The organism is Streptomyces sp. NPDC007863, from assembly GCF_040633895.1.
Taxonomy (GTDB): domain Bacteria; phylum Actinomycetota; class Actinomycetes; order Streptomycetales; family Streptomycetaceae; genus Streptomyces.
This window is the reverse complement of sequence record NZ_JBEYEI010000019.1, coordinates 159,964-182,632: the sequence shown is the minus strand read 5'-3', so window position 1 is coordinate 182,632 and position 22,669 is coordinate 159,964. Positions and strand designations below refer to the sequence as shown.

Genomic DNA, 22,669 nt, shown 5'->3' with positions numbered 1-22,669 from the left:
CCTCCGGGCGGGACGGGTTACGCGGCCCGCACTCCGGCCCCCGACCCGCCGTGAGACAGCGGCTCCGCTTCCGGGACTCCTGGGGTCCGGTGCTCGCGCGGCTCGTTTCGGGTGCTTGTCGCCGGTCGGCGCGGGCACGACGATGTGCGCCGGGAGCGAGCCGTACGTCCTCGATGGGGAGGCCGACTTGAGCGAGGCGACGACACGGTGGGACGGGCGGTCCGGCACGGAGCCCCGGGCGCTGGTGGCGGAGTCGTGGCGGCGGTCCGAGCGGGCGCGGGTCAGCCGGGAGGGCGCGGCGCCGACGGAGCTGGACGAGGAGGAACTGGCCGCGTACCGGGCGGGGCATCCGCTGGCGGCGGCGATGCCGGTGATCAGGGAGCTGCTCGGCGCGGACGCCAGGGACGGCGGGCATCTGCTCGCGGTGTGCGACGCGGCCGGGCGGCTGCTGTGGGTGGAGGGGGATCCGGCGGCGCTGCGGCAGGCGCGGCGGATGAACTTCGCGGCCGGTGCGGGGTGGGCGGAGACGGCGGCGGGGACGAACGCGCCGGGGACGGCGCTCGCCGTCGGCCGGCCGGTGCAGGTGGTGGCGGCGGAACACTTCCGGCCGCCGGTGCGGGCGTGGACGTGCGCGGCGGCGCCGCTGCACGATCCGCGCACCGGTCGGCTGCTGGGCGCCGTCGACCTGACCGGCGGCGCGGGGCTCGCCCACCCGCACAGTCTCGGGCTCGTCCGGGCGGTGGCCCGGGCGGCCGAGGCGCAGCTGGCGCTGCTCGCGCCGGAGCCGGCGCCGGGCCGGCCCCGGCTGACCGCGCTGGGCCGGGACGAGGCACTGCTCGTGGTGGACGGGCGGCGGCTGCGGCTGAGCCGTCGGCACAGCGAGATCGCGGTGGTGCTGGCGCACCGGCCGGAGGGGGTGGGCGGCGAGGAGCTGCTGTCCCTGTTGTACGAGGACGGGTCGGTCACGCCGGTGACGCTGCGGGCGGAGCTGTCCCGGCTGCGCTCGCTGCTCGGGCCGGAGGTGCTGGCCTCGCGTCCGTACCGGCTCGCCGGACCGGTGGAGGCCGACTTCACGGTGGTGGACCGGCGGCTCGCCTCGGGGGCGGTCGCGGCGGCGGCTGGGGAGTACGCGGGCCCACTGCTGCCGGGGTCGGCCGCGCCCGGGGTCGTACGGCTGCGGGAGCGGCTGGCGGGCCGGCTGCGGGCCGCGCTGGTGGCGCGGGCGGATCCGCTGCTGCTCGCGGACTGGGCGTACAGCGCGTGGGGCGAGGAGGACCTGGAGGTGTGGCGGGCGCTGTGCGCGGCGGTGCCGGCGGTGCCGGCGGCGCAGGCCGCGCCGGTACGGGCCCGGCTCGACGCGCTGGAGGCGGAACTGTCCGCCGGTGCAACGGGGTTGCAACGTCCGCTCCCCCACACTCGGCGGTGAGGGCGCCGGCCGGGGACGACGGGCGCCCCGCCGTCCCCGGCCGCCCCCGTGCGCCCGCCGTCCGGTGGGCCCCGGCGGCCGGGATCCGTACGACCTTCAGGGAGGTCTGCCGATGACCCGCTACGCCGCACCCGGTACCGAGGGCGCGCTCATGGCGTACCAGCCGCGTTACGACCACTGGATCGGCGGCGAGTACGTCGCCCCGGCCCGCGGCCGGTACTTCGAGAACCCCAGCCCGGTCGACGGCCGGCCGTTCACCGAGATCGCCCGGGGCACCGAGGAGGACGTCGAGCGCGCCCTGGACGCGGCGCACGCGGCCGCGCCGGCGTGGGGGCGGACCCCGGCGGCCGACCGGTCGGCGGTGCTGCTGCGGATCGCCGACCGGATGGAGGCGAACCTGGAGGCACTCGCGGTCGCGGAGACCTGGGACAACGGCAAGCCGGTGCGGGAGACCCTCGCGGCCGACATCCCGCTGGCCGTCGACCACTTCCGCTATTTCGCGGGGGCGCTGCGGGCGCAGGAGGGGTCGCTCAGCGAGATCGACGAGGACACGGTGGCGTACCACTTCCACGAGCCGCTGGGGGTCGTGGCGCAGATCATCCCGTGGAACTTCCCGATCCTGATGGCGGTGTGGAAGCTGGCTCCGGCGCTGGCGGCGGGCAACGCGGTGGTGCTGAAGCCGGCGGAGCAGACGCCGGCGTCGGTGCACTACTGGCTGAGCCTGGTCGCGGACCTGCTGCCGCCGGGCGTGCTGAACGTCGTCAACGGCTTCGGCGAGGAGGCCGGCAAGCCGCTGGCCTCCTCCCCCCGGGTCGCGAAGATCGCCTTCACCGGCGAGACGGCGACGGGCCGTCTGATCATGGAGTACGCCTCCGCGAACCTGAAGCCGGTGACGCTGGAGCTGGGCGGCAAGTCGCCGAACATCTTCTTCGAGGACGTGTGGGCGGCGGACGACGACTTCCGCGACAAGGCGCTGGAGGGCTTCACGATGTTCGCCCTCAACCAGGGCGAGGTCTGCACCTGCCCGTCGCGCGCGCTGGTGCAGCGGGGCTGCTACGGCGAGTTCATGGAGGCCGCGGTCGCCCGCACGGAGGCGATCGTGGCGGGCCACCCGCTGGACCCGGCGACGATGATCGGCGCGCAGGCGTCGGCGGAGCAGCTGAAGAAGATCCTCTCCTACCTGGAGATCGGCCGGCAGGAGGGCGCCAAGATCCTGACGGGTGGTCAGCAGGTCGGCCACGGCGGTGACCTGGAAGGCGGCTACTACATCCAGCCGACCATCTTCGAGGGCGACAACCGCATGCGGATCTTCCAGGAGGAGATCTTCGGCCCGGTCGTCGCGGTCACCTCCTTCACCGACTTCGACGACGCCGTCCGCACGGCCAACGACACCCTGTACGGCCTCGGCGCCGGCGTCTGGACCCGCGACACGAACACCGCCTACCGCGCCGGCCGAGCCATCCAGGCGGGCCGCGTCTGGACCAACTGCTACCACGCCTACCCCGCCCACGCCGCCTTCGGCGGCTACAAGCAGTCGGGCATCGGCCGGGAGAACCACAAGATGATGCTGGAGCACTACCAGCAGACGAAGAACATCCTGCAGAGCTACTCGCCGAAGAAGCTGGGCTTCTTCTAGGGGCACGTCGGACGGCCTTCCGCGCAACCCGCGGTGAACCGGTGCGGGGCGCGAGCGCCTGGAGCAGGACACAGGCGCTCGCGCCGTCAGGCCTGACGCTACTTCAGCAGGGTGCGGAACTCGTCGAAGTCGAGGACCCCGTCGCGGTTCGCGTCGGCCGCCATGGCCTTCTTGACCTCTTCCGCGAGGTGCCCGTGGGCGCCCTCGGCCTTGAAACCCTCCGCCAACTCGACGATGTTGATCCGTCCGTCGCCATCCGTGTCGATCTCGTCGAACAGCGCCCTGAGCTCGGCCTCGTTCACGGCATACCTCTCTCACGTTCACGTTCACGGGCCCCGGAGGCCCACATGCCCACCACCCTGCCACACCATCGACAGCACACCGACGCCCAAGCCTTCGGACCGTTCCCCCCTCGGCGACCACCGCCCGGGCCACCACGCTCCGAAGCCACACCGGTCCGTCGAGATCGACCGAACAGGCGCACATGGGAGCGATCGTCGTGGGCCGGCACGACACCGCCCGGACGCCGCCCGGACGCCGCCCGGGAAGGATCGGGTCCATTGCCCCGAACTTCCTTTCAGCGGCGGTCCGAAGGGGTAGGTTCCCCCCTGCGGCCGCCCGCTGCGAGGGGCAGCCCGGCCGCGTACGCCGCGAAGACACCGGCAGGGGGCCGACCGTTTTGGATGCTTACGGATTACTGCGGTCCGACGTACTGGAGGCCCTGGCACGAGCCGCCGAGGCAGCCACCCGGGAAGGTGCCGGGGCTACGGCCGCGTCCCTGGAGGAGGCCCGCGCGCACCTGTCGGCGGACCGGCTGCGGGCCGTCGTGGTCGGCGAGTTCAAGGCGGGCAAGTCCAGCCTCCTCAACGCTCTCCTCGACGACGTCGGCGAGCCGCCGCTGCTGCCGGAGGCCGAGGAGATCGCCACCAGCGTGGCCGTGTCCGTCTCGTACGCCGATCCGGAGACCATCGAGGTCGTCCGTACCGCCGCGGGCGGAGACCACGGAGCGCCGGCCGTGGAGCGGGTCCGCGTCGACCGGCAGGGGCTGCGCGCGCACGGCACGGAGGGGGGCAACCCGGAGAACCGGCGAGGCGTCCTCGCCGTGACCGTCGGCACGCCGGCCCGGCCGCTGCGCCCCGGGCTCACCCTGGTGGACACCCCGGGGCTCGGCGGTCCGCACCTGGAGCACAACGCCGCCACCCTGGCCGCCCTTCCCGGGGCGGACGCCGTCCTGCACGTCCTCGACTCCACGCAGCCGGTGCTGCGCAGCCACCTCGACACGGCACGGCGAGCCGCCTCCGCGGTGGACGCCGCCGAGTCCCCCGGGGCCCTGTCGTTCGTCCTCACCAAGAGCGACTTCGCCGGTTTCGACGAGGTACTGGCCGACGCCCGGGCCAAGCTGGCCAAGGAGACCGGCCGGGCCCCGGAAGAGCTCCTCCTCATACCCGTGTCGGCCCGCGCTCACCTGGAGTTCCTCCGGTACGGGGAGGACGAGGACCGGATCACGGGCAACATGGCGGGCCTGCGCGCCGGGCTGTGGGCGACCCTGGCACACCGCGGCGTGCCCCGGGTCCTCGGCAGCCCCCTGGAGACCCTGGGCCGGGGTCTGCAGGCGCTGCTCGGGCCGTTGGAGGGGCAGATCCGAGCGCTGGAGGACGGCACGCGCACGACCGTCGCCGCCTTGCGCGACGAGGCCCTGGAACGCCAGAAGCGGCTGGCCGAACTGCGGAAGGGCAAGGCGGAGTGGCGGGCCGAGCTGCGCAAGCGCACCGCCGCCCTGCAGGAAGAGCTGCACGCCGACGCGGTGGAGCGGCACGCGAAGGTCTGGGACCGGCTGGAGACGCACTACCTGGAGGAGGAGTCCTTCCTCACCGCCCCCCAGCGCCTGGTCGAGCAGTTGACCGCGGACGCCGGCCAGGTCGTGGCGGAGGTCAACGCGCGCGCCGAGATCGGCACGGCCGCGATCCTGGCCGTGACCGTCGCCGAGACCGGCCTCACCCTGGGGGCGGCCGGGGCGGCCTCGATCGCGGCTCCCACCGACGGCGGTCTGACCATCGAGCGGCGGCTCGGCGACAAGTTCCGCTCCGGACGGCTGAAGCGGCGGCTGCGGGACGTCACCTTCGGCGGTTCCGTCGGCAGCTCGACGGGCGCCGTCCTCGGCAGCGTCGTACCCGGCATCGGCACGGCGGTGGGCCTCGCCGTCGGTGGACTCGTCGGCATGGTCGCGGGCTGGCGCAGCGCCGGGCGCGACCTGCGCAACGAGGACCGCCGTCTCGACCGCGAGAGTCTGCGCAACCAGCTCGCGCCGTTGCGGCGCAACCAGGCCGGCCACATCACGAAGGCGGTCAAGGACATCAGCCAGGAGTTCCGCGAGCAGGCGGAGGCGGAGATGGAGCTGCGGATCTCCCAGGAGCAGGAGACCAACCGCAGGCTCATCGAAGGCCTCCAGCAGACCGAGGACCTCACCACGCGAGCGGCCGAGCTCCGGCTCGCCGCGCTGCGCGCCCGCAGGAAGCCCCTGGCCGCCCTCGGTGTGCACGCCGAGGAGCTCTCCGGCCGCGTGCGGGCGTTCCGCGCCGACGTCATCGCCCGCGGGGCGGAGGCGCAGGGCGAAGGCCCGGAGGCGACCGGGACCGGTCCGGCAGGCCCGGCGGGTCCGACGAGCGAGGCGGACCGAACGGGTCCGGCAGGCGGGCCCACCGGGCCCGCGGACGACAACTCCTGGGCGGACGACTGACGATGAGCGACGACTACGGCTACCAGCCCGATCCCGACACCGACCTGTACGGCGACCCCTCCGGAGGATCCGGATCCTCCGCGGCCGGGGACGCGTACGCCGACACGAGCGTCACGCCCGAGTCCGAGGACGGATCCGGCGGCGACGGTCACGACGACGGCGCCTCGGACCTCCCCTCCGTGGACCCCGACCACCCGTACGCCCTCGACGTCGACCCGGACGACACGGCCGCGCCGTCGGACCCGTACGCCCTCGACGGGGCGCCCGCCCCGGCCGGGCCGCACGCCCCGGTGGTCGGCGACCCGGAGACCGCGGCCCTGCACTGGCACCAGCAGGAGGCGCCGTTCAGCTGCGCGGTGGTCTCCCAGGAGTACGTACTGGACCGGGTCACCGGCACCGACCACGCCGAGTCCGACCTGAGCTCGTTCGCCGAGCGGCAGGGCTGGTACCACCCCGAGGCGGGTACGCCGATGGGTGAGATGAGCCGGATCCTGGAGCACCACGGCGTCCCCGTGAGCACGAAGGGCGGGGCGAACATGGACGACCTGCGCTTCGCCCTCGCGGACGGCGACCACGTCATCGTCGCCGTCGACTCCGAGGAGCTGAAGCAGCGGTCCGGCGGCGGCCCGGAGGACCTGGAGGCCCTGGGCTACATCCCCGGGCAGGGCGCCGACCACGCCGTGGTGGTGACCGGCCTCGACTACGGCGACCCGGACGCCCCGGCGGTCATCGTCAACGACTCCGGGCACGAGGACGGCGCCGGCTACCGGGTCCCCATGACCACCTTCTACCGCGCCTGGGCCGACTCCGGCCACCACATGGTCCGGGCCGAGGGCGCTCCCGTCGCACCGCGGACGGACGGCGGCACGGGCGGTAGTGGTGAGTGAAGCCGCCGGCCCCGCCGCCACCCGCACCGGCGCTCTGATGCGGGAGCTGCGCCGCAGCCCGTTCTTCCGCAGCCGCCTGCCGATGGAGTCGTACCTCGCCTGGCCGGTGCCGCTGCGGCGCCCGGAGGCGGACGGCACACCGGCCGTGTACCTGCGGTTCGCCGTGTTCTCGGGCAGCCCCGACCCCCGGGGCGGCGGCGTGCTCATCCGCCCGCCGTTCGCCACCCTCACCGTCGCCCGGACCACCGGCACCCTCGTCGAGTACGCCGACCTCCGCTTCACCCGTCCCTGGGCGGACGCCGGGGCCACCGGGCCGGTCGGGCGCTTCCCGGGCGAGCGGCTGCGGACGTCGGCGGCCCGGTACCGGGAGCTGCGGCACCGGCTGCTGACCCGCTACGACGAGCTCCTCGACGCGCTGGAGCAGGGCCGGGGAATGCCGGAGCCCGCCGCGGCGGACTTCTCCGAGCTGCTCGGCCTGCTCGTGGAACCGGGCCTGGAGCCGTACCTTCGGGTGCTGGGGCCCTCGTTCTTCACGCGCTTCCTGGGCCCCGGGCCCTCCGCTGCCGACGTCGCCGCGGCGGAGCGCCCTTGAGTCCCCGTACGGACGGGGGCGTCGCAAGCCGTCCTGGACCGACCGGTGCGGGGACGAGGCCCTTGCGGGACCGTGCGGACGGGGCCTTCGCCGCCGCGCTGGACGCGGTCGGGGACTCCCCTGCCCTGCACCCCCTGGCGGCCTCCCTGCGCACGGCCCGCGAGCGGATGGCCGGGCCGCTGCGGGTGGCACTGGTCGGCCGGGTCAGTGCCGGCAAGTCCACGCTCGTCAACGCTCTGCTCGGCGAGGAGATCGCGCCCACCGGCATCACGGACCTCACCTTCACCGTGACCTGGCTGACGCACGGCCCCGAACGCACCGTCGCCGCACACTTCGGCGACGGCCGCCCGCCCGTGCCGTTCCGGCCCGGCGAACTCGCCGGGCTGGCGGGCGGGGACCGGGCCGACGGGCGGGCACGCCCGCTCGACGGGGTGGACCACCTCCTGGTCACCGACCCCCACCCGCGACTCGCCGCCTTCGACCTGATCGACACCCCCGGCCTGGACTCGGCCTTCGAGTCGGACTCCCTCACCACGCTCCGGCTCCTGGGCCGCTCGGGCGCGGAGGTCCGCGCCGCCTCGGCCGCGCACGCCGGGCAGGCCGACGCCCTCATCGCCGTCATCCCCTGCCAGGGACTCTCCGAGAACCTGCGCACGCTCCTCGCCGACCTGCGCGGCGGGGGCTTCGCCGAGCACGGCCCGATCTCCACGGTCGGCGCCCTGACCAAGGTCGAGCGGCTGTGGCCCGATCACCCCGACCCGCTGCGGCGCGGCGCCGAACTGGCCGCCGGGACGCTGGCGGTGGCGGGGACCGACCGGGTGCTGTTCGCCCTGCGTCCGGTGGCGGCACTGCTGGCCTGCGGGGCCGCCACGATGACGGAGGACATGTACGCCGACCTGCTCGCTCTGGCCCCCCTGGCGGGCCGCGCGAGTGCCCGGCCGGGCCGCGACCTGCTGGCCGTTCGCCTCTCCCGGGGGCCGCAGTGGGAGCAGCGGGACGATCCGGACCTCCCGGTGCCGCCGGAGCGCCGCCGTCCGCTCAGCCGGCGGCTGTCCCCGTACGGTGTCCACCTCGCCTGCCGACTCCTGTACGAAGGGGAGGCGGCGGATCTGCCCGCCCTGCGCCGCGCGCTGGTCGCCCGCAGCGGCATCGGGTCCTTCACCGGGCTCCTGGAGCAGCACTTCGGCGGCCGCGCCGACCTGGTGCGGCTGCGCGGCCGCCTCGACCACGTCTACGAGGTGCGGTCCCGCCCGGCCGGCCGGCTGTCGGAGCCGGACCGGCTGCGCGCGGACGCCGCGCTCGCGCCGCTCCTCGCGCTCGACCAGGACGAACCGGGGTTCCTCGCGCTGGAAGTGCTCCGCGACCACTACCGCGGACTGCTCGGCCCCGGCGCCGGTCCCGGCCCCGCGGTCGGCGGGGGCGCACGCGGGGAGGAGCTGGCGCGGGTCCTGGGCGAGCACGGCCCCTCCCCTGCCTCCCGCCTCGGCCTGCCCGCCGAAGCGGGCCCGGCCCGCGTGCTCGACGCCGCCCGGGCGGGCCGGGCCCGCTGGGCGGCCGCGGCCGCCGACCCCGGGCACGGGGGACGCTCACGGCGGGCGGTCGTGGCGGTGCTGCGCGCGTACGAGGAGCTGGCCTCGGTCGCGGCGGCCCAGGTGCGGGCGGAGGCGCGGGAGGGGCGGCAGGACCGGCTTCCAGCGGCAGGCGGATCCGCCTGCGGGGCGGGCTCGGAAGCTCCCGCGGCCCCTGCGGATCCTGTTCCGTCCGCGGCTCCGGCGGCACCGGCTCCCGCGGACACCGTGGGCCCGACTACACCGGACGGCGGGCCCACCGGCACCGTGCCGTCAGGGCCGGGGGCGGAGCCGGCGGGGGACGGCGTCGGAACGGCTGCCGCGCCGGACACGGGGGCCGTGGCGTGAGGGGGGTCCCGGTGCTCGTCGCCGACATCGGATCCGCCTACTCCAGGGGCGCCCTGGTCACCGGTGACGGCGTCACGGTGCTGCGCGAGCCGTCGAGCGGCTCGCGCCTGTGGCCCAGTGCCGTCGCCCTCGACGCCGCCGGCGGCGGGCTGCTCGCCGGCACCCCGGCGCTGCACCGGCGCCGCCTCGACCCCGAGGCCTACCGCCACGACTTCCACAGAGACCTGGGCCGCACGCATCCGCTGTGGATCGGCGGCCGGGAGTTCCCGGCCCGCTCCTGCGTCGCCGCGCTGCTCGCCGCCCTGCGGGCCGAGGCGGAGCGGCTGGCGGGGACCCGGGTGCACAGCGTGGTGCTGGCCTGCCCGGGTCACTATCTGTCCGGGACCTCCGACCCCCGCCGCAACGCGCTGCGGCGGGCCGCGCGGGAGGCCGGACTCACGCGGACCTCTCTCGTGCCCGCGCCCGTGGCCGCGGCCCTCGCCCCGCTCGACGGCCCCCCGTTCGAGCCCGGGGACACCGTCCTCGTCTACGACCTGGGGGGCGGCACGTTCGACACCGCGCTCGTGTACTTCCACCCCGGCGGGGAGGTGGGGCTGAAGGGGTACGCGATGACGCTGGACTTCCACGGCGGCGCCGACGTGGACGCCCTGATAGCCGCCGACGTCCGCGCCGGGCTGCCGGACGGCCTGCTCGACGCGTTCTCGGGGGCGGGCGCGGCCGGGGCGCCGCACGGGGGCGCGGGCACGGGGGACGCGAACGCGGCGGGCACGGGTACAGCGGGCACGGGCGCTGCGGAGGCGGGTCCTGCGGAGGCGGTGGTGGCCGCGCAGGTCGGCCAGTTCCTCGCCGAGTTCGCCCGGGGAATCAAGCACCGCCTCAGCAGCGCCGAGGAGGCCTCCGACGTGCTGCTGCCCGGGGCGCCCCCGTACACCCTGAGCCGGGAGGGGCTGGCCGGGATGACCGCCGAGCTGCTCGCCGCGACGGTGGCCTGCTCCCGCCGGCTGCTGGAGGCCGACGGGACGGCTCCGGAGGACCTCGCGGGCGTCCTGGCCACCGGCGGTCTGTCCCGGTTGCCGTTCGTCGCGGACCGGCTGGCCGCCGCCTTCGGCACTCCCCCGCGCCGGTCGCGGGACGCCCAGCTCGCGGTGGTGACGGGCGCGGCCGTGTGGCGCGGCCGGGGTGTCCGCCGGCTGCGTCCGGCCGCACCGGGAGCGGACCGCACCCCGCTGGCCTGGCCGCTGCCGCCCGGCGGCGCGCGGCTCGAACGCTGGCTGACGGTACCGGGGGCACGGTTCCGGCCCGGGCAGCCGCTGGCGCTGCTGAGGGACGCCGACGGGGCCCAGTGGCGCCTGGAGGCGCCCGCCTTCAGCAGCGGACTGGTGCTGGGGCTCCACGCGGAGCCGGGGCAGCTCGTCACCGCCGACGAGTGGCCGGTCACCGTCGGCCCCGCTCCGGCGCCCGTGCAGCGGGCGCGGACCACGAACCCCGCGGGCCTGCCGAAGGCTCCGCCCGGGACCGCCGCCGCGGGACCGCCGCCCGAGCCGACCGCATCACCCCGGGTGCTGCAACGGCGGGAGCACGGCGACCGCGTGCAGTGGATCGCCTTCCGGCCCGGCGGGCTCGAGCTGGCCACCGCGGGCGGTGCGACGGGCGTGCGCGTCCACGGGCTGCGCATGGGCCCGCCCGTCCGGCGGGACATCGTCACGGGCGGTGAGGCCGTGTCGGTGGCGTACCGGGCGGACGGGCGGCTGCTGTGCGGCACCCTGCCCGGGCCCGCCGGCGGGGCGGCGGTCACGGTCGGGCTGTACGACACCGGGAGCGGCGAGCTGGTGCGGGCCTTCGACCGGCCGGAGGGGGCGCGGCAGGCGGTGTTCAGCCCGGACGGGCTGCTCGTGGCGGCCAGTGGAGGAAAGGGGCCGGTCCGGCTGTACCAGGCCGAGACCGGTGCGCTCCTCCAGGGGTTCCCGCACCCCGGCATGGTCCGGGGGCTGGCGTTCACCCCCGACGGGCAGACCCTCGCGACGGCCTGTACCGACGGGACCGTACGACTGCACGACCTGATCCCGGGACGGACCCGGCACCTCGTGGCAGGCGGGGAAGCGCGCTGGCTCGCGGTGAGCCCGGACGGGCAGTGGCTCGCGGCGGCGACCCGTCACGAGCACCCGGGGGGCCGGGTGACCTGTCCGGTGATGGTGTACCGGCCGGCCACGGGTGAGCTGGTCGCGAAGATCGTCCACACGGCGGCGGTCGACTGCCTCGCGTTCAGCGCGGACAGCTCGCGCCTCGCCACGGGCAGTGGGGACTGCCGGGTCCGCATCCACTCGACCGGCGACTGGCTCCGGCGCCGCGAACTGCCCCACGACCACCCGGTATGGGCCTTGGCCTTCGCCCCGGACGGAGCCTCCCTGCTGGCCACCGGCACCCACACGGGCACCGTCACGCTGTGGTCCCTGCCGGACGGCTGACCTTCCGATCGACCTCGTCGCCCACCACGCGGGCCCCGGCTCCGGCGACTGCCCGCACGCACGTGCGTACGGCCTGCGGCGTCTCGCCCGCCGCCTACCGCCGCGCGTCGGCACCGGCGGCCTCCCCGGACGCGGACAGGAAAGGAACCGTCCGGGTGAGGGGTTCCCGGGTGAGGGCCGCCGGTTCCTCGGCGGACGACGCCCCGGGAGGGACGCCGTCGGCGTGCTGCCACGGCACGGCACGGCCCGCGCCTTACGCTGCAACGCCGGGACGAACCCGCCGGGACCGAGCCTCCCCGAAAGCGCGGATGTCTTGCTTGCCGTCACCGTCATCGCGGGCATTCTGTTCACCTGGTGCGTCCTGTCGCGCAGGCTCGCGCTGTGGAGCGTCACCGCACCGATCGCCATGATGGTCGCGGGCATCGCCCTCACCAGCGGCTCGGACCCGCCGCTCGTGTTCGACTTCGGCGACCTGGCCGGCTTCGAACGCGCCGTGGAGGCCGTCCTCGCCCTGCTGCTCTTCGTCGACGCGACCGAGGTTCCGGCGGGAGGCATCCGACGGGAGAGGAGCGTCGTCGCCCGTCTCCTCGGCGGCGCGTTGCCGCTGACCCTGGGCGCCGCCTTCCTGACCGCGCTCGTCTTCTTCCCCGACCGGCCCGGATGGGTGCTCGCGACCCTGGCGACGGTCGTCGTCCCCCTCGACCTGGCGCCCGCCGCGGCCCTCGTGCGGGACGAACGCGTCCCGGCGCGTCTCCGGGAGGTGCTCAAGGTCGAGGGCGGCCTCAGCGACGGGATCGTCTCGCCGGTGTTCCTGGTCTGCGTCGCCGCCGCGGCCGAGTACCACACGGTGGGCTCCGACTACGCCGAGGCGCTCCTCGACGCGGTCGGCGCGGCGGCCTGGGCCGTCGGATCCGGATCGCTCGTCGGTCACCTGGCCGGACGGCTGCTCCGCCGGTCCTGGGCGAAGGGCTGGACCCTGCCCACCGCGGCGAGGCTCGCGGTGCTGAGCGTGCCCCTCGCCGCGTACTCCCTGTCGGTCTTCCTGGGCGGCAACGGCTTCGTCGCCTCGTTCGTCGCCGGCGTCTGCGCCGCCCCGGCGCTGCGGCACCTCCCCGAGGACACCGTGCGGATGACGGACGACCTGGTCACCCTGTCGACCCTCGCCCTGTGGTTCCTCTTCGGCCAGCTGGTCAGCGACGAGTTCTGGGACGGCTTCCATGTGTCCGTCGTCCTCTACGCCCTCCTCGCCTGCACCCTGGTGCGCCTGGTGCCCGTGACGGTCGCCCTCATCGGTACGGGTCTGTCCTTGTCCGACCGGTTGTTCCTGGGGTGGATGGGGCCCAGAGGAGTGGCCTCGGTGGTCTTCGGACTCCTCGCCGCCATCGAACTGCGCGGCTCCGGTGGCGGTGACTTCATCTCGCGGGTGATGGTGATCACCGTCATGGTCAGCATCGTGCTGCACGGCCTGAGCGCCGAGCCCCTCGGCCGCCGCTACGCCCGGGGCCGGCGCTCCTCGCCGAAACCCCGGATCCGGGGATGAGGGTGTGCGGCGTGCCGGTCTTCGTCGCCGCGCCGGCCATGGCCACGGGGCGGCGGACGTGCCCTGTCCCACGGGGCCCACTCGTCACGTCGCTGAGCGGGCCCCTCGCGGATACTCTGGGATTCATGATCGAGTCCGGACGGCCGCGGCTCCGTCGAAGCTACGGCTACGGCAGGCTCGTGCGGCTGTCGCCGGTGATTCTGACCGTCGTGATCGCCTGCTTGGCCTACGCCACCCCGCCGGAGATGGCCTTCAGTCGCCTCCTGCCCGCGGCGCCGGCTCTGGCCGCCGCCATGTGGCCGGTCCTCCCGACCATCCTGCTCGGGACCGTCTGCCTCTTTCTGATGATCGGCCTCGGCCTCGTCTTCCCCGATCTGGGGACGTGGTGGACGTGCGGGGGGATCGTCGCGGTCACCGTGGCCGCCGCGTACGGAAGCCATGTCCGGCTTCAGCGGGAACGCACCCTCTTCCAGGTACGGCTCGTCGCCGACGCGGCCCAGCAGGTGGTGCTGCGGCCCCTACCGCACCGTTTCCGGAACGTCGAGATCGAATCGCTGTACCTCGCCGCCGCCGCGGAAGCCCGCATCGGCGGGGATTTCTACGAGGTGGTCGATACGCCGTACGGGGTACGGCTGCTCATAGGCGACGTGCGAGGAAAAGGCCTGCCGGCGGTGGGGGCGGCCGCGGCGATCGTCAACGCCTTCCGGGAGGCGGCACACGGCGAGGCCTCCATGACCGACGTCGCCCGCAGACTGGACGCCAGCTGCGCCCGGCACAACGCCGCACATCCGCCCGAGGCGGCGATGGAACGCTTCGCCACCGCGCTGCTCGTCGAGATCCCGCATCGAGGCAACCGCGTCACCATCGTCAACTGCGGACATCCCCCACCGTTGGTCCACGGCCCGAAGAACGTGCGCGTCCTCGAACCGTCCGCCCCATCGCCCCTGCTCAGCCTGGCGGAGTTGATCGGTGACCAGTACCGTGCGGACGCCTTCGACTTCGCTCCCGGCGAGCTTCTCCTCCTGTACACGGACGGGATCGCCGAAACCCGCGCCCGGGACGGCGCGTTCTTCCCGCTGACGGAGTGGATGCGTCGGCAGCCCCCCACGCCTCCCCGTGATCTGCTCACGGTCCTGCACCAGGACCTCCTCCGTCACAGCAGAGGCGGCCTCGACGATGACATCGCCGCCCTGGCCGTACGCCTGCACACTCCATGAGCCGTGCGCACGGAGAGGCCGTGGACTCCACGTCGCTCGGGGCCCTGGCCCGGGCAGGCGCGGGCGGCCGTCACGCCACGGGCAAGGCCTGTTCCGCCCAGATCGTCTTCCCTGCCGGCATGTAGCGCGTCCCCCAGTGCTCCGTGAGCTGGGCGACCATGAACAGTCCACGTCCGCCCTCCTCGTCGCTGCCGGCGTAACGGGCATGCGGTGAGGTGTGCTGCGAGTCGGAGACCTCGCAGATGAGAGAACGGTCCCGGATCAATCGCAGGCCGATCGGGCCGGAGGCATGGCGGATCGCGTTGGTGACCAGTTCGCTGACCACCAGTTCCGTGGTGAAGACCAGATCGTCCAGTCCCCACCGCCCGAGCTGTTCCGCGGCCGTCGCCCGTGCGCGTGCGACGAGGGCGGGGTCCGAGGGCAGCTCCCAGGTCGCCACCTGCCGTGCCCCCAGCGCACGGGTGCGCACGACGAGGAGCGTGGCGTCGTCCTGCGCCTGGCCCGATGCCAGCTCCGCGACGATCCGGGCGCACAGTCGATCGGACGACGATCCCCGCTGCTCGCCGAGTACGGCCGCCAACCGGTCCAACCCCACGTCGGTGCCGTTCCCCCGGGCCCCCACGAGGCCGTCGGTGAACAGGACGACCAGACTCCCTTCGGCGAGCTCCACTTCCACGCCCTCGTACGGAAGCCGTCCCACGCCCAGAGGCGGCCCCTGCGGCAGACGAAGGAAGCTGACGGGGCCGTGCGGCTGCACCACGGCCGGCGGCAGGTGTCCCGCCGCCGCCCAGGTGCTCGTCCGGGAAGCCGGATCGTAGATCCCGTAGACGCACGTCGCTCCGGCGGCGCCACTGCCGTCCGCGCCTTTCCCGTTCTGTTCCGACGCCTCCTTGCCGACCTGATCGTTCAGCCGGGCCAGGAGTTCGTCGGGCGCGAGGTCCAGCTCGGCCAGGGTGCGCACCATCGCGCGCAAGCGCCCCATGGTGGCCGCGGCCCCCAGTCCGTGGCCGACGACGTCTCCCACGACGAGTCCGACACGTGCCCCTGAAAGCGGAATGACGTCGAACCAGTCGCCACCGGCACCGAGGTGGCTGTCGGCCGGCAGGTAGCGACTCGCCGCCTCGACCGCGCTCAGCTCGGGCAGCGACCGTGGCAGCAGGCTGCGCTGGAGCACGAACGCGGCGGTGTGCTCCCGGCGGTACCGCCGGGCGTTGTCGATGCATACGGCGGTCCGCGACGCGAGTTCCTCGGCCACGGCCCGATCGCCGTCCTCGAAGGGTTCCGAGCTCTCGCCCCGCACGAAGGTGACGAGGCCCCATGGCATCCCCCGTACGATCAGCGGGACGTACAGCCGTGTCGGCGCGACCACGGCGTCCGTGGTCGACCGGCCCCTGGCCAGGCTCTCGGCCTGCGATGAGCCGGCGGCGTACGCGACTGCCGCGCCCACCCGGGCGGGTCCCCCGTCGGAATCCGCCACGCGTACGAGGCCCGAGGCCGAGACGGGCTTCGGCTCCTCTCCCTCGAGCACTTCCGCCGCCACGTCGACGAGCACGGCGTCGGCGTACTGCGGCACGGCGACCTTGGCGAGCTCCGCTGCCGTCTGGGACGGGTCGAGCGTCGACCCGATCCTCGCGCCGGCCTCCGCGAGGAGCGCGAGGCGCTGCTGCGCACGGTAGTGGTCGGTGACGTCGATGGACTGTTCGCACACGCCCACCGGCTCTCCCCGGCCGTCCAGCAGTCGGAAATAGGACGAGGACCAGACGTGCTCACGCCACGGGTCGGCCGGGGAGCGCCCTCGGAAACGCACGTCGATGACCGGCTCACCGGTATCGAGGATCTGCTGGACGAAATCCTCCGGCGGCACCAGGTGCTGCGTGGTGAGGACATCGCCGGGAAAGAGTTCGGTCATGGAGCGGCCGAGCAACGCCGTGAGGTCGCCGCCGAGTTCCCGGACACTGGACGCGTTGGCCCACAAGAGGCGCGCGCCGGGTCCGTAGATGGTCAGTGTCACCGGTGACTGGGTGACGAGCCCCTGCAGCATCGCCTGCCGCGTCTCCCACCAGCGAAGTCCTTCCAGCTCGGCCGCCATGAGGACGGCGGCGGGGGCCCGGCCGGAAGGGACCCCGGCAGAGGCGGGGATGAGGGGATGCAGAGTCACTGCCACGCGTACGGTGTCTCCGCCGCGGTGGCGCACGTCCACGACGGCACTGCGTGTCCCGCCGAGCCGCAACCGCTGATCCGGCCCCGGCTCCTCCGGTCTGTCGCGATCGGCGTGCGAGGGCGCGATCAGGTCCACCGCCCGGCGTCCCAGTACCTCCGAAGCCGGATACCCCAGTAGGGCCTCGGCCTCACGACTCCACCCGACGAGCACTCCGTCCGCGGCGACCAGGGCGAAGCCGGCCGGGGGCGGGCCGAGGTGCCCGTCTTCGCCCACCCCGGCGGGAGGAACGAACGGTAGCCCTTCCATGCCCCCATCATCCTTCCCTGCGGTCGCGACCGCAGGGCGCTCGATCCGGTCCAGGCCGCCGCCGCACAGCGCGGGCGGGTGCGCGGCCTGCCGGGTTCTCCATCGAGGGGTCTCGTCGAAGCCCCGACACCGAGAGTCGTACGCCGTGACATCGGGCCCCGCCCCGGAGCGGAGCGGATCGAGCGGACCGGGAAACCCCTGGTACCTGCCACCCGGCAGTGGAGCAGCGGGGCCACGGGGTACGGGTGAACGTGCGGTTCCGGCGTTGCACGTGGCACGCGCGATGTCAGCGGCCGGCCGAGACGAGCGCACGGCCCTCCAGGCCCTGCCGGTATGCCCCGCGCCGCTCGGCGTGGACGCTGCGGCGGGCCAGACACAGCGCCCCGGCCGGCACCCCGCACGTGGGACAGGGAACACCGAACGCACCGTGCCCGTACAGCCGCTGCGTCTCGTATGCGGCGTCCAGGACCGCGTCGGCGATCCGGTCTCCGAAGGACGGCGCGCGGCGCGGCGTGAGGGTCGGGCTCATGGCGGGGCAATCTCCTGGGTTCGGCGGAGGACGGCGTGGTCAGGTCGTCCCGGGACTTCGGTCCTGCCGTCGTCTACCCGTCGGCACGGAAAGGAGTCCTGGTTCACGACTCGACTGCGATGAGCCCCGTTCTACGGGACGGGTCTGACAGTGCGCGCCGGGAGGTTCAGTATGTCGTCGGTGTTCCCGCGCTGCGGGTCGGCCGGCACGGTGATCGGCGCCGCGGGCGTGGGTGCCGTCGGACGCGCCCCGTTGACCGCGTCGTTCAGGATCCGGACCGGGCACCCTGCCACGTCGGAGGTCGAAGCGCCTTGCGACCTCGCGTAAGGCCTCCGCCGGAGCAGCGGCCGGTCCGGTTAACCGGTTGCGGGCCTCTCGGGAGGGAGTGTCTGATCCCGACCATGACGATTGCGCTGGGTACGCCGACTGTCGACGGGGTCCGCGAGGCCATGGCCGCGCTGCGGGAGTGGCAGTACGACGACGCCCCGATGCAGTTGCACTCCGGGGACATCGGCTGGAACCACCGGTTCGGATCGGCCGAGACGACCGCGGCGGTCCGGACCTGGAGTCGGGACGGGCGGATCCTCGCGGTCGGGATGCTCGACTCGCCGACGCTGGTGCGGATGACGGTCGCTCCGGACGCCTTCCAGGACGCGGACTTGGCGCGGCGGCTCGTCGAGGACTTCTCGCTTCCCGAGCGCGGCGTGCTGCCGGAAGGAGCGGTGTCCATAGAGGCGCCGCTGGGCCTGCCGCTCCACGAGCTGCTGAGCAAGGAGGGCTGGGGCGTCGACGAGCCGTGGACGCCGCTCTTCCGCGACCTCACCGAGCCGGTGGAGGAACCCGGGGTGCGGATCGGGTCGATCGGCCCGGAGCAGGCGCAGGACTTCGCCGACGTCCTGCGGTCGGCGTTCGCCACCTCGCGGCCTACGCCCGCATACTGGCACGCGATGTCGGCGGGGCCGTTCTACGCCGACGCCCGCTGCCTGGGCGCCTACGACGACCAGGGCGGTGTGGCGGCGGTGGTGACGGTGTGGTCGGCCGGCCCGGGGAAGCCGGGACTGGTCGAGCCGATGGGCGTCCACGCGGACCACCGTGGTCGCGGCTACGGCCGGGCGATCACCCTGGCCGGGGCGGCCGCGCTACGGGAGATGGGCTCGTCGAGCGTACGTGTGTGCACGCCGAGTTCGAACGTCGGCGCCGTCGCCACGTACAAGGCGGCCGGGTTCGAGGTGCGTCCGGAGGTGCGGGACCGGGTTCGGACGGCATGACGCCGGGGCTGCCCGGCAGGGCGCCGGTCCGAGGTGTGGATCGTCCGGCAGGTGCGACGCCACCATCACGCAGGGGCGGCACGGCCTGGCCGAACCCCACGACCCGCCGCCCTGCGCCCGCGCCGGCGGGGTAGGCATCACGGATGCGGAGCGGGCCCAGGGTTGCGCGGACCATCCCTCCGAGGTGCGGCGGAACGCACCGTGGAAGACGATGGAGGGGAGGAATCGATCGAAGGTGCGCGCCCGGGTGGCGAGACCCCGGTCGAAGCATGCGGCGCCCGCCCTTCGACCTCTCCCCTCTCCGGATCTCCGCCGGTTCCACCGGCTCCGGAACGAGCCGGATCACCCTGGCGACCTTCAGACCCTCCGTGTCATCTTCTCCGGTTCCGTTGAACGGTTCACAGCAGTCACGCGGCCGAAAGACACGAGCACGAGCCCCTCCTGCCGACCACCCTCTGAAGCACGCCCCCCCCGACGAAACGAAACCTCTCGAAATCACACCTCATTACGGAGAACCCCATGGGCTCCTACGATGGCTCGATTCTGTGGCCGAATACCGGAAGCGTGTATTTCTTCAGCGGGTCTCAGTACTACAAGTTCGACATCGCGGCCAACACGGTCCCCGGCGGCTACCCGATGAGCACCGCAGCCTCCTGGCCGGGGCTGGACGGTGCCTTCATCCACGGCGCCGCGGTCTGGCCGACCGGCGGCAAGGCGTACTTCTTCGACCGCGACAACTACTACAGCTACGACATCGCGGCGAACAGGGTCGACGACGCGTACCCCAGGCCGACGGCCCTCAACTGGCCGGGAGTGCTCGGCGCCTTCCAGGACCACCGAGTCGACGCCGTCGTCCCCTGGACCAACGGAAGCGTCTACTTCTTCCAGGACGACAGGTACTACCGGGTCGACCCCACGACCAAGAAGGTCGACCCTGGTTACCCCATGCCGATAAAGGACAACTGGCCCGGCCTGTGGACGACCGGAAACAACATCAGGGGAGGCTTCGTGTGGCCCCAGTTGGTCGAGGGCCGCCAGGTCGCCTACTTCTTCCACTCCGCCTTCTACATGAGGTACGACATCGAAAACAACAAGGTGGACGACGGATATCCGAAGCCGATCACGGGAAACTGGCAGGGCTTGTGAACCTGTCGGCTCCTCCCTTTCAGCACGCCTCACACAAGGACTGAACCGCTATGACGGACACAGGACTCTCCGGCGAGGGAACGACGGACTACTGGGCCGTTTGGTGCCCTCAGGAGCAATGCTTCGTCGAGGAGGGGACCTGGAACTACGAACACGAGGCCGCACAGGTAGCGGCGAACCACAACGCCGGCCGCAATCCGCATCACGCCGCACGGGCGTACCACGTCGTCCACGACATGGGAGTCTGACCAGGGTGGGGCGTCGCCGCGTCCCGTGGACGGGGCGACCGGGAAGACGAAGCCCCACAGGACCGTACGAGGCAGCCCGCCACCGTCGGACGACCAGATGGCCCACTCCGGGCTGGCCGCGGCCGGTCGGTTCGCCGACAGTGCGAACCGTGAAGGAAGCACGTGATCGGCACGTCGTGAAGTGGGCGGGCACATGGTGAGCGGTGTCGGAATCGACTACCAGGCGGTCTTCCAGGCGCTGCCGGGCGCCGTGGCGCTGCTGACCCGTGACCTGGTGTTCGCGGACACCAACGAGGCATATCTGTCGATGTCGGGCCGGACCCGCGAGCAGGTCGTCGACCGCTACCTGTTCGACGTGTTTCCCGACAATCCCGATGACCCCTCCGCGACCGGCATGCGCAACCTGTACGCCTCGCTGCGGCGGGTCGCGGACAGCGGGGAGCCCGACAGCATGGCCCTGCAGCGGTACGACGTGGAGTCTCCCGACCGGCCGGGAGTGTGGGAGGAGCGGTACTGGAGTCCGGTCAACGTTCCCGTTCTCGCCCCTGACGGCACCGTGGCACTGCTGCTGCACCGGGTCGAGGAGGTCACCGAACTCATCCGCGCCCGCGGCGGGCGGTCGGGGGGAGACCGCGCCCAGGTCCTCGAAGCCGAGCTGTACACCCGGGCGCGGGAGCTGCAGGAGGTCAACGAGCGCCTGCGCCGGGCCCACGCCAGGGAGCGCGAGGTCGCCCTGCATCTGCAGGAGGCGATGCTGCCCGTGCCCCACCCGCTGGGCCATCACCGGGCCGCGGTGCGCTACCGGCCCGCCGTGGGGGCCCTGAACGTGTGCGGCGACTGGTACGACCTGGTCGACCTGCCCGGCCACGGCCGGACGGCCGTGGCCGTCGGCGACGTCGTCGGCCACGGTCTCCGGGCGGCCGGCGTCATGGGCCAGCTCCGCAGCGCCCTGTCCGCCGCTTCCCGGGTCGCCGACGGCCCCGCCCAGGCCCTGGAGGTCCTCGGCCTGTACGCCCGCTCCATCGGCGGCGCCGAGTCCACCACCGCCGTCTCCGTCTTCATCGACTGGAACACCCTCACGCTCACCTACAGCAGCGCCGGTCACCCCCCGCCCGCGCTCCGGCACCCCGACGGCACAGTCACCTTCCTCGACCAGGCCACCGACCCTCCGCTCGGCGCACGGCCCGAGCACGAGGCCCGCCCTCAGGCCCACAGCGCCTTCGCCGAGGGCTCCGTCCTCGTCCTCTACACCGACGGGCTGATCGAGCGCCGCCACGAGGACATCGACACCGGACTCGCCCGGCTCACCGAATCGCTCGCCCGTGACGGCGCCGCGAGCCCGGACACGATCGCCGACAGGCTGCTGACCGACCTCATCCCCCCGGCCGGCCTCACCGACGACACCGCCCTCGTCGTCATCCGCCTGTGAACGCCGGGATCCGCGCGGTGGCCGCGTGGCCGGCGCCTCCCGTACGCCGTGGGAGCGCGGCTCCTGTTCCGTCGGTGCTCAACTGGTCCGGTCGAGCACGTACGTGAACAGCCTGTCCAAGTGCTGTGCGGCGGTGGGCGTGAGGGGCGCGTCGCGCAGCGCGCGGCCGGCGGTGTCCAGGTGCCGGCGCGCTTCGTCGAGGGTCGCGGTCCGCCCGCCGAGTTCCTCCACGAGCGCCGCGACGTGTGCCGCGGCCTCGTGGTCGAGCGGCCGGGGAGGGTCGAGCAGTGCCGCCAGTTCGTGCGCGGCCCTGCCTCCGCCGGCCAGTGCGGCGATCATCGGGTAGGTCTTCTTGCCCCTGCGCAGGTCGGCGTGGACGGGTTTGCCGGTCACGGCGGGGTCGCCCCAGATGCCGAGGATGTCGTCCACCGCCTGGAAGGCGAGGCCGAGATGACGGCCCGCCCGTTCGAGCGTGGTCACGGTCCGGTCGGGGGCGCCGCCGAGGACCGCGCCGAGCGCGACGGCGCAGCCCAGCAGGGCGCCCGTCTTGTGTTCGGCCATCGACCGGTACTGCTCCGGTCCCACCGCGCCGGGGCCGTACCACGGACGGTGTTCGAAGCGCAGGTCCTGCGCCTGGCCGGACACCAGCGCGGTCAGTGTCCGGCAGAGGCAGCGGACCGCGGCCGCCGCGTGCCGGCCCGGGGTCTCGGCCAGGGTCGTCACGGCCTGGGCGAGAAGCGCGTCGCCGGCGAGAACGGCGGGGCCGGTGCCGTACGCCTTCCACACCGCGGGCCGCTGCCGGCGCAGGGCGTCGCCGTCCATGATGTCGTCGTGGAGGAGCGAGAAGGTGTGCACGAGTTCGACCGCCACGGCGCCGGGGACGGCCTCCGCGGCATCCGCCCCGACCGCCTCGGCCCCGAGCACGGCGAGCGCCTGGCGCACTCCCTTGCCCTCGGACCTGCCGGAATCCGGTGTACCGGCCGTGTCGGACCAGCCCAGCGCGTACGCGGCCATCTCACCGGTCCACGGGTGCAGGCCGCCCACCGCCTCCACCAGCGCGGGCCGGACGAGTTCACGACAGCGCTCCAGGACACGGGCCGGCGCCGCCTCGTGATCGGCGTCGTCATCACGCGCGGGACGCACCGTGGCCATGGCGGCGGCGCCCG

The 22,669-nt window shown here is 74.0% G+C and carries 17 protein-coding genes; 13 read left to right on the top strand and 4 right to left on the bottom strand.

The window, feature by feature from the left end; translation table 11 throughout:
• Positions 1-142 precede the first annotated feature (142 nt).
• The gene (locus ABZ621_RS27995) at positions 143-1,426 is read left to right on the top strand and encodes a GAF domain-containing protein (protein ID WP_360609226.1); all 1,284 of its coding nucleotides are present in this window, start codon (positions 143-145) and stop codon (positions 1,424-1,426) included.
• Positions 1,427-1,538: 112 nt separating this feature from the next.
• Positions 1,539-3,062 (top strand): aldehyde dehydrogenase family protein, encoded by a 1,524-nt coding sequence (locus ABZ621_RS27990; RefSeq protein ID WP_360609195.1) that lies wholly within the window; start codon positions 1,539-1,541, stop codon positions 3,060-3,062.
• A gap of 98 nt (positions 3,063-3,160) precedes the next feature.
• Here ABZ621_RS27990 and ABZ621_RS27985 read toward each other — a convergent pair whose 3' ends face one another.
• Positions 3,161-3,364 (bottom strand): EF-hand domain-containing protein, encoded by a 204-nt coding sequence (locus ABZ621_RS27985; protein WP_189978190.1) that lies wholly within the window; start codon positions 3,362-3,364, stop codon positions 3,161-3,163.
• Positions 3,365-3,741: 377 nt separating this feature from the next.
• Between ABZ621_RS27985 and ABZ621_RS27980 the strand changes: the two genes are divergently transcribed.
• The 7 genes from ABZ621_RS27980 to ABZ621_RS27950 all read left to right on the top strand — a co-directional run bounded on the left by ABZ621_RS27980 (position 3,742) and on the right by ABZ621_RS27950 (position 14,416).
• Entirely contained in the window at positions 3,742-5,799 is a 2,058-nt protein-coding gene (locus ABZ621_RS27980) for a dynamin family protein (RefSeq protein ID WP_360609194.1), read from the top strand.
• Positions 5,800-5,801: 2 nt separating this feature from the next.
• Positions 5,802-6,686, top strand: coding sequence for a hypothetical protein (locus ABZ621_RS27975; RefSeq protein ID WP_360609193.1), 885 nt, complete (start codon positions 5,802-5,804; stop codon positions 6,684-6,686).
• The gene (locus ABZ621_RS27970; protein ID WP_360609192.1) at positions 6,679-7,278 is read left to right on the top strand and encodes a hypothetical protein; all 600 of its coding nucleotides are present in this window, start codon (positions 6,679-6,681) and stop codon (positions 7,276-7,278) included. The genes ABZ621_RS27975 and ABZ621_RS27970 overlap by 8 nt, the downstream gene beginning before the upstream one ends.
• A 62-nt stretch (positions 7,279-7,340) precedes the next feature.
• Positions 7,341-9,194, top strand: a complete 1,854-nt coding sequence (locus tag ABZ621_RS27965; protein ID WP_360609191.1) for a dynamin family protein — start codon at positions 7,341-7,343, stop codon at positions 9,192-9,194.
• Complete coding sequence (locus ABZ621_RS27960) at positions 9,191-11,659, top strand: Hsp70 family protein (RefSeq protein WP_360609190.1); 2,469 nt, start codon at positions 9,191-9,193, stop codon at positions 11,657-11,659. The genes ABZ621_RS27965 and ABZ621_RS27960 overlap by 4 nt, the downstream gene beginning before the upstream one ends.
• A gap of 313 nt (positions 11,660-11,972) precedes the next feature.
• On the top strand, positions 11,973-13,199 hold the full coding sequence (locus ABZ621_RS27955; protein WP_360609189.1) for a cation:proton antiporter: 1,227 nt from the start codon (positions 11,973-11,975) through the stop codon (positions 13,197-13,199).
• A gap of 125 nt (positions 13,200-13,324) precedes the next feature.
• Positions 13,325-14,416, top strand: a complete 1,092-nt coding sequence (locus tag ABZ621_RS27950) for a PP2C family protein-serine/threonine phosphatase (RefSeq protein ID WP_360609188.1) — start codon at positions 13,325-13,327, stop codon at positions 14,414-14,416.
• A gap of 70 nt (positions 14,417-14,486) precedes the next feature.
• Here ABZ621_RS27950 and ABZ621_RS27945 read toward each other — a convergent pair whose 3' ends face one another.
• Together ABZ621_RS27945 and ABZ621_RS27940 are read right to left on the bottom strand one after the other, a co-directional pair.
• Complete coding sequence (locus tag ABZ621_RS27945) at positions 14,487-16,883, bottom strand: SpoIIE family protein phosphatase (protein ID WP_360609187.1); 2,397 nt, start codon at positions 16,881-16,883, stop codon at positions 14,487-14,489.
• Between the two features lie 286 nt (positions 16,884-17,169).
• Positions 17,170-17,412, bottom strand: coding sequence for a hypothetical protein (locus ABZ621_RS27940; protein WP_360609186.1), 243 nt, complete (start codon positions 17,410-17,412; stop codon positions 17,170-17,172).
• A gap of 401 nt (positions 17,413-17,813) precedes the next feature.
• On the opposite strand from ABZ621_RS27940, the gene ABZ621_RS27935 reads away from it, so the two are divergent.
• The 4 genes from ABZ621_RS27935 to ABZ621_RS27920 all read left to right on the top strand — a co-directional run bounded on the left by ABZ621_RS27935 (position 17,814) and on the right by ABZ621_RS27920 (position 21,503).
• The gene (locus ABZ621_RS27935) at positions 17,814-18,680 is read left to right on the top strand and encodes a GNAT family N-acetyltransferase (RefSeq protein ID WP_360609185.1); all 867 of its coding nucleotides are present in this window, start codon (positions 17,814-17,816) and stop codon (positions 18,678-18,680) included.
• A 519-nt stretch (positions 18,681-19,199) separates the two neighbouring features.
• Positions 19,200-19,826: a hemopexin repeat-containing protein gene (locus ABZ621_RS27930; RefSeq protein WP_360609184.1), complete on the top strand. Its 627-nt coding sequence runs from the start codon at positions 19,200-19,202 to the stop codon at positions 19,824-19,826.
• Positions 19,827-19,876: 50 nt separating this feature from the next.
• Positions 19,877-20,074, top strand: a complete 198-nt coding sequence (locus tag ABZ621_RS27925; protein ID WP_360609183.1) for a hypothetical protein — start codon at positions 19,877-19,879, stop codon at positions 20,072-20,074.
• A 193-nt stretch (positions 20,075-20,267) separates the two neighbouring features.
• Positions 20,268-21,503, top strand: coding sequence for a SpoIIE family protein phosphatase (locus tag ABZ621_RS27920; protein ID WP_360609182.1), 1,236 nt, complete (start codon positions 20,268-20,270; stop codon positions 21,501-21,503).
• Positions 21,504-21,581: 78 nt separating this feature from the next.
• Here ABZ621_RS27920 and ABZ621_RS27915 read toward each other — a convergent pair whose 3' ends face one another.
• Complete coding sequence (locus ABZ621_RS27915) at positions 21,582-22,655, bottom strand: polyprenyl synthetase family protein (RefSeq protein WP_360609225.1); 1,074 nt, start codon at positions 22,653-22,655, stop codon at positions 21,582-21,584.
• Positions 22,656-22,669 lie beyond the last annotated feature (14 nt).